Raw genomic sequence first — 6,466 nt, forward strand, 5'->3', positions numbered from 1 at the left:
TTCGAGGGCGCCGATCTGCTCGCTGAGCCGGCTCCAGGGGATGGCGCCAGCTGCCTGGCGCAGGCGGGCCAGTTCCCGCTCCAGCTCCTGGCGTTGCCCGGCAATCTGCTCAGCCGCCTCGCTGCTGTCGACCCCTGCCTGCTGCTGCAGTTTGAGCAGGGACTGGGCACGGGCCTCCAGCGCTTCGGCTGCCTCCAGGTTTGCCTTGCCCCCACCAGGGCTGATCCGCAGCCGCACGCCGCTGCCGATGCTGAGCTCGGCGGCGCGACTGAGTTGCAGGGTTTCACCCGGCAGGAGTGGCTGGCCGCCTACTGACACCACTTGGTCGGCATCGAGCAGGGCAACGGCGGTGGCCATTGCCTGGCTGCGGGCCTGGGCCTGGGCCAGCTGTTGTTCCGCCTGTCTGAGGGCCCGGACCGTTTCCTGATCGATCGGTGCCAGCCCCAGCAGACGTTGCTTGCACAGCTGGGCATCCCGTTGAAGCTGCTCGAATTGCTGTTGGTGGGCGTTCAGCTGCCGGGCTTCCTCCTCAAGGCTGGCGAGGTCGAGCAGTTGCTGGGCCAGCTCAAGCCGCCCAGCCAGCTCCCGCTGCTGGCCATCGAGCTCCAGCAGGGCCAGCTCCCCAGCTCGGCAGCCGGCTTGGTGGGTGGCTTGCTCCTCCAGCTGGCTGGCCAGCTGCTGCTGCCAGGCCTGCTGTTGGGCCTCCAGGTTGAGGCCTTGCTGCTGCAGGGCCTGCTGCTCAGCCAGGGCCAGCTCCAGCTGGGCAAATTGTTGCTGCAGGGGGCCGATCTGGGCCTGGCGCAGGCGGAGCTGGCCCGCCAGTTGGCTGGCCCGCCTCAGCCGGGGCCTTTCCGCCGAGTCGATGGCCTGCAGCCTTGCGCCGATCCGTTGCAGTTGCTCCATGGCCGATTCCAGCTCAGCCCGGTGGCCCTGGGCCTGTTCCAGGGCTGCCTGGGCCTCCTGGCAGCGCTGCCGCGCCTCGGCCAGGGGGGAGCCGGCCTTGACCTTGCCTGTGGCGGTGAATTGCAGATCCAGCCTGGCTTGCAGCTGCTCCCCCACCAGCCGATCCAGGGGCGATTCCAGGGCCGCTGCGGCCCCCCGTTGCTGTAACTGCTGCACCAGGGATTTGAGGTCATAGGCCTCGCCTGGGCCGGCCAGCAGGTTGCTGCCCGACTCTCCCTGACGCACCCAGAGGTGGCCCCAGCGCTGGGGCAACTGGCCGTGCCTGCGGCCCTCAATCGGCCCCTCCACGCCCAGCAGGCGGGCCAATTGCTCCTCGGCGGCAGCCCCCTGTAGGGCTACGCCGCCGTCGCTGCCCAGCTGGCAGGTGCCACTGGCGCCGGAAAAGCGTTTGCGCAGCTCCCATCGGGCTCCAGCCGCCTCGAAGCCCACTGCAATTTCCGGCAGGCCGCTGTGCAGGCGTGAGCGCAGCTCGTCCACCGCCCGGCCGGTGGCACTTGCCCGTAGGAAGAGAACCTTATGCAAGGCCTCCACCACCGTGCTTTTGCCGGCCTCGTTGGCGCCGCCCAGCAGGGTGAAATGGGGATCAAAGCGCAGCTCCAGATGCTGATGGAGGCGCACCTGGCGCAAGCTGGCATGGAGCAGGCGCATGGTCAGCCCTGCAGCTGCCCAACGGTCTGGTGCAGCTCACAGAGGGCAAGACGCAACAGGGCCGGATCCAACCCATTGGCGCCGAGAGCCTCGTCGCCGATCCCTGCGCCGGTGGCGATTGCCTGCTGCAGTTCCCCAGCCACGCGGGCCACCAGCGGATCACAGGGGCGCTGGGTGAGTTCGGCCAGCTCGGCCTCGCCGGGAGCGGCTTCGCAACGGCCCCGCAGTTTGAGCCGCAGCAGCTGGGCTTCCAGGCGCTCGAGCAGGGCCCCATAGCGGCGGTGGCCGGCCAGGCTGAGGCTGCCGCCCACCTCCAGCAGCAGCAGATCGCTGCCAATCCGGCCGCCGAGCAGGGCGTCCAGCTGATCTTCCAGCCGGTCTAGATCGCCATCCTCGTGCAACTCAATCCGCAGGGGATGCCAGCCGAGCACCCCGGTGCCCAGGGGGGTCACCTGGGGGTTCAGTCCCCTGCCGATCCGGGCCTGCAACACCAACCCGGAGCGGTAGTCAGGGCTGCGGGGGAAGCGGTCCGGTTCGGGGCTGCCGCTGTACCAAACCTTTGCGGCAACCTGCTTGACCCCGTGCCAGTCCCCCAGGGCGACGTAGTCCACCTGGTCCAGCCAGGGCCCCTCGAGGCGCAGCCGGTTGTTGGCGCCGTCGCCGCTCCTGTCGAGATCGGGGGCAGCGAAGCCGTGCACCGAGCCATGGGCGATCACAACCCGGGGCTTGTCCGCCGGCAGCTGGGCCCAGTTGACCGAGTGGAGCCAACCGCAGGGATCGGCGCTGTCGCTGCGCCGCAGCAGCGGGCAGGGAAGGATCACTGCCGCTTCGAGTTCCAGCGGCGCGGGCTCCAGCAGCACCTGAAGGTTGGGGGCGCGGCGCAGTTGCTCTGCCTGGAAGTAGGGGCTGTGCCAGACGCTGCCAGGGCCGCCGTGGTCGTGGTTGCCCGGGATCACAAGCACCGGGCAGGGGATGGAGCCGATGGCGGCACACACGGCACTCACATCCGCTCTGCCTGGGGTGGGGGAGTCGAACAGATCTCCGGCCACCGCCACCAAATCGGCTCCCGTGCTGGCGGCATGGGAGCCGATCCGGCCGATGGCCTGGAGCCGCACCTGGCGCAGGAGGGCCCGTTTGTCCGGGTCCTGGACCCGGCCATAGGGCTTGCCGATCTGCCAGTCAGCGCTGTGCAGCAGGGTGAGGGGTGGCAGAGGGCTGGAAGCCAGGGCGGTCGGGATGACACCGGCTCCTGTTTAGCGCCTGTGGGAGCACACTGGAATCTCCTTTCAAGGGTTTTCAGGGTGGGCCAGAAGCATGTTCAGGCGATGGCCCTGGTGATCGCCCTTGCCATCGGCTTGCTGGTTGGCGCTGCCCCGGCTCCAGCTGCAGGCCTCTCAGGCGCTGAATTGTTCAGCAACCATTGCGCCGGCTGCCATGTCAATGGCGGCAACATCATTCGCCGGGGGCAAACCCTGAAGCTGGCAGCCCTCGAGCGCCATGGCATCGATGGACCCGCTGGGATCCTCGAGATCGCGGTCGCTGGCCGGGGCCAGATGGCCGGCTACGGGGCCGTGCTCGGGGAGACAGGTGCCGAGGCCGTGGCGGCCTATGTGTGGCAGCAGGCCCTGCTCGATTGGCCGCGGGGCTGACTGGCTTCAGAAAGCCTGGATCCAGGGGTAGATCTGCACTTCAGTCCAGATCCCATGGCGCCAGTAGACGTCGCCCTTAACTATGGCTTCCACCAGCTCCTGACTTTCCGCCTCAAAGATGCCGAAAACGTGGCTGCTGCCCTCGGTCGGGCCGAGGGTGACCAGGGTGCCGGCATCCTTTAGTTGCTGCAGGGCTGCCAGGTGCTCCTGCCGATAGGGGGCGCGCCTGGTCAGGGCTTCGTCGCAGTAGGTGCCCCAAAGCACGAAGCGCATGGCAGATGGGCGAGTGAAACGGCCAAGACTTTAGGAACCCGCTTAGACCTCAGGAACCGGCCCGCGGTGGTAAGACTGGAATCAGCCTGGGCTCTTACCCGGTTCGCTCCGATCTCAGCCCTACCTCCATGAACAGCCCCGCCTCCATGCCCAGCCCTGGCTCCATGCTTCGCCTGCCCCTCCTTTTCGCCTGCGCCAGTACCGCCCTGGTGGCGGCCCCGGCCCACGCCAACATGATGCAAAATATAATTGTTGGCAAATGCTCCAGTGCCATGCAGGCCGATTTCCAGAAGTCTGGTAAGACCCCGCCTGCCGGCATGGTCAATGACACCTGCACCTGCGTGGCCAATGGCATGCTCAAACAAGGCCAGAGCCTGGATCAGGCCAAGACCACCTGCGTGAAGCAGTCGACGGCCAAATACAACCTCTGAGCCCCTTGGCACCGCCAGGGCCAAGCCGTCGCCTCCAGGGGGTGCTCAGCCCGGTGATCCCGGAGCTGGCCGCCCTGGTGCGCCAGAGCCCGGGCTGCCTCTCCCTTGCCCAGGGCATGGTGGGGTGGGACCCGCCCGAGACCGTCCCCAGGGCCGTGGCCGAGGCGCTGGCAGCTGGTGGGCCTGAGCTGCATCGCTATGGCGCCCTGCAGGGGGATTCGCCCTTGTTGGAGGCAGTCAGCACCAAGCTCCTGAGCCAGAACGGGCTCGACCTCGATGGGGCCGCGGTGCTGGTGACCGCGGGCAGCAACATGGCCTTCAGCGCCGTTGTTCAGGTGATTGCCGAGGGCTCGCCAGCTGGGCCCAGTGAGGTGATTCTGCCGCTGCCCTATTACTTCAACCATGTGATGGCGGTGCAGCTCGCCGGCGCCGTTCCGGTGCTGGTGGAAGGCGGTGCCATCCCCGATCCCCAGCGCCTGGCTGCGGCGATCACACCTCGCACCCGCGCCATCGTCACCGTGTCGCCCAACAATCCCAGTGGGGTGGTGATTCCGGCGGCTGTGCTGGCGGCGATCAATCGACTTTGTGCCCTGCATGGCCTCCTGCACATCAGCGATGAGGCCTATGAGCTGTTTGTCCATGGCGGCGAGCCCCATTGGAGTGCTGGGTCCCAGAGCGGCAGTGCGGCCCACACCGTGTCGCTCCATTCCCTCTCCAAGGCCTATGGCATGGCCGGTTGGCGGCTTGGCTACATGGCCGTACCCGCCGCCTTGCTTCCGGCCTTACAAAAGGTGCAGGACACGGTGCTGATCTGTCCACCGCGGTTGACCCAGCATGGGGCCCTTGCCGCCTTGAGGGCCGGACCCAGCTGGTGCGCGCCCCGAATTGCCGGCCTGGCCGACCGCCGCCGGCAGCTCCTGGCGGCCGTGGCCGAAGCGCGCGATAGCGGCCTGCCGGTGCAGCTGTGGGCCAATCCCGATGGCGCCTTCTATGGCCTGCTCCAGCTGGATAGGGCCGCTGCCGGCCCGTTGACGGGAGACACATTGATGCGGCGGCTGGTGCTCGAGCACCGGGTGGCGACCCTGAGTGGGGAAAGCTTCGGCCTAGATCCGGCCAGGGCCGGCGGGCCGCTGCTGCGGCTGAGCTATGGCCTGCTGGATGGCCCCCAACTGGCGGAAGCCTTGGATCGCCTGTTCAACGGCCTGCGCCGCCTGCTGGCCTCAGCTGGCCCCAGCGACCCATAAAGGGCCAGCGCACGCTTAAGCGTCGAGCCCGGCCCGCAACTCGGCGCAGAAGCGCCCGGCCGCGGCGGCAACGTCGCCCTGCTGGCCATGGGCGGCCGCCATCACTTTGACTAGGGCACTGCCCACAATTGCCCCATCGGCGCCCCAGTCGCGCACCTGGCGGGCTTGCTCGGGGTCGGAAATGCCAAAGCCCACGGCGATTGGCGTATCTCCCAGGGTCTTGAGCTGGCCCACCAGATCGCCCACCCGGGACTCAAGGTTTGTCCGCACCCCGGTCACGCCGGTGACGCTCACTAGGTAGGTGAAGCCGCGGCTTGCCTGATGGATTCTTCCCATGCGCTCGGCTGGCGTGGTGGGCGCCACTAGCAGCACCAGATCGAGGCCGGCAGCTGCTGCGATTGCTGAGAGTTTCTCGGCCTCTTCAAGGGGTAGGTCGGGCACCACCAATCCGGCGGCTCCGGCGGCGGCGGCGGCGGCACAGAAGGCCTCCATGCCGCGGTTGAGCAGGGGGTTGCTGTAGGTGAACAGCACCACCGGCATGGTCAGTTCACCCTTGAGGGAGCTGAGCATCTCCAGCACCCCGGCTGGAGTGGTGCGAGCTTTAAGAGCTCGGCTGGCAGCGGCCTGGATCACCGGCCCATCGGCCAAGGGATCGCTGTAGGGAATGCCTAGCTCCACCAGGTCGGCGCCGTTGGCCTGCAGGGCCAGCAGGCTTGCCCGGGTGTGGGTCAGATTCGGATCGCCCGCCATCAAAAACGGCATCAGGGCGCAACGTCCCTGTTGGCGAAGGGAGCTGAAACGCTGCTGGATTTGGGTAGGGGCGGCAGACACAGCAGCTAGAAGGGCTTCGGCCAGTGAGCCTATGCCTCGCCCTGGGGAGCTTCTGGCAGCTGGCCCGTTTCGCGTAGCAGGCGCTCCTGCTCTTCAGGGCTGAGGGCGTCAAACTTGCGCTGCAGAGCCTCAGTTGTGAGGGCGTCGTAGGCCTCGCGGTATTGGCGCCGCTGCTGGATAAAGGTCATTTTGCCTGTGACCACCCGAAATAGGTAACTGCCCGTCCAGGCGAGAACCAGCACCATCAGCAGGGCTGAGGCGGCGATACCAGCAGAAAAGCCCTCAAAGCCCCCGGCCTGAAAGAGCCAATAACCGCCGCCCCCCAAGCCAAAAACCCCCAGGGCCCGCAGCAGGGCCCGACCGTTGGTCATGAGTGCACGTCGCCCTGGCCTGCCATGCGCAGGTTGATGAAGGGAGCAAACAAAAT

Annotated in this window: 8 protein-coding genes; 3 read left to right on the top strand and 5 right to left on the bottom strand. The window is 67.5% G+C overall.

Annotated features, from left to right (window positions below):
- A partial coding sequence (locus KBZ15_RS15805; RefSeq protein ID WP_255016156.1) for an AAA family ATPase occupies positions 1-1,611 on the bottom strand: 1,611 nt, incomplete at its 3' end.
- Positions 1,612-1,613: 2 nt separating this feature from the next.
- Positions 1,614-2,849, bottom strand: a complete 1,236-nt coding sequence (locus KBZ15_RS15810; protein WP_315859909.1) for a metallophosphoesterase — start codon at positions 2,847-2,849, stop codon at positions 1,614-1,616.
- A gap of 63 nt (positions 2,850-2,912) precedes the next feature.
- Here KBZ15_RS15810 and KBZ15_RS15815 point away from each other — a divergent pair, with 63 nt between their 5' ends.
- The gene (locus KBZ15_RS15815) at positions 2,913-3,260 is read left to right on the top strand and encodes a c-type cytochrome (RefSeq protein ID WP_255016157.1); all 348 of its coding nucleotides are present in this window, start codon (positions 2,913-2,915) and stop codon (positions 3,258-3,260) included.
- 6 nt (positions 3,261-3,266) lie between these two features.
- Here the strand turns inward: KBZ15_RS15815 and KBZ15_RS15820 are convergent, their stop codons facing one another.
- Positions 3,267-3,533 carry a YciI family protein gene (locus KBZ15_RS15820; protein WP_255016158.1) on the bottom strand — a complete coding sequence of 89 codons (267 nt, stop codon included), beginning with the start codon at positions 3,531-3,533 and terminating at the stop codon, positions 3,267-3,269.
- 128 nt (positions 3,534-3,661) lie between these two features.
- On the opposite strand from KBZ15_RS15820, the gene KBZ15_RS15825 reads away from it, so the two are divergent.
- On the top strand, positions 3,662-3,964 hold the full coding sequence (locus KBZ15_RS15825) for a hypothetical protein (protein WP_255016159.1): 303 nt from the start codon (positions 3,662-3,664) through the stop codon (positions 3,962-3,964).
- Positions 3,965-3,969: 5 nt separating this feature from the next.
- Positions 3,970-5,208: an aminotransferase class I/II-fold pyridoxal phosphate-dependent enzyme gene (locus tag KBZ15_RS15830; protein WP_255016160.1), complete on the top strand. Its 1,239-nt coding sequence runs from the start codon at positions 3,970-3,972 to the stop codon at positions 5,206-5,208.
- Positions 5,209-5,223: 15 nt separating this feature from the next.
- Here KBZ15_RS15830 and trpA read toward each other — a convergent pair whose 3' ends face one another.
- Positions 5,224-6,039 (bottom strand): tryptophan synthase subunit alpha, encoded by an 816-nt coding sequence (gene trpA / locus KBZ15_RS15835; RefSeq protein WP_255016161.1) that lies wholly within the window; start codon positions 6,037-6,039, stop codon positions 5,224-5,226.
- Positions 6,040-6,068: 29 nt separating this feature from the next.
- Positions 6,069-6,410, bottom strand: a complete 342-nt coding sequence (locus tag KBZ15_RS15840) for a DUF3007 family protein (RefSeq protein WP_255016162.1) — start codon at positions 6,408-6,410, stop codon at positions 6,069-6,071.
- Between the last annotated feature and the right edge of the window lie 56 nt (positions 6,411-6,466).

It is taken from the genome of Cyanobium sp. BA20m-p-22 (assembly GCF_024346275.1).
Classification (GTDB): domain Bacteria; phylum Cyanobacteriota; class Cyanobacteriia; order PCC-6307; family Cyanobiaceae; genus Cyanobium_A.

Bases quoted from the DNA above. Each gene is read 5' to 3' on its own strand.
- KBZ15_RS15820 (WP_255016158.1), bottom strand. From the start codon at position 3,533: ATGCGCTTCGTGCTTTGGGGCACCTACTGCGACGAAGCCCTGACCAGG.
- KBZ15_RS15825 (WP_255016159.1), top strand. From the start codon at position 3,662: ATGAACAGCCCCGCCTCCATGCCCAGCCCTGGCTCCATGCTTCGCCTG.
- KBZ15_RS15840 (WP_255016162.1), bottom strand. From the start codon at position 6,410: ATGACCAACGGTCGGGCCCTGCTGCGGGCCCTGGGGGTTTTTGGCTTG.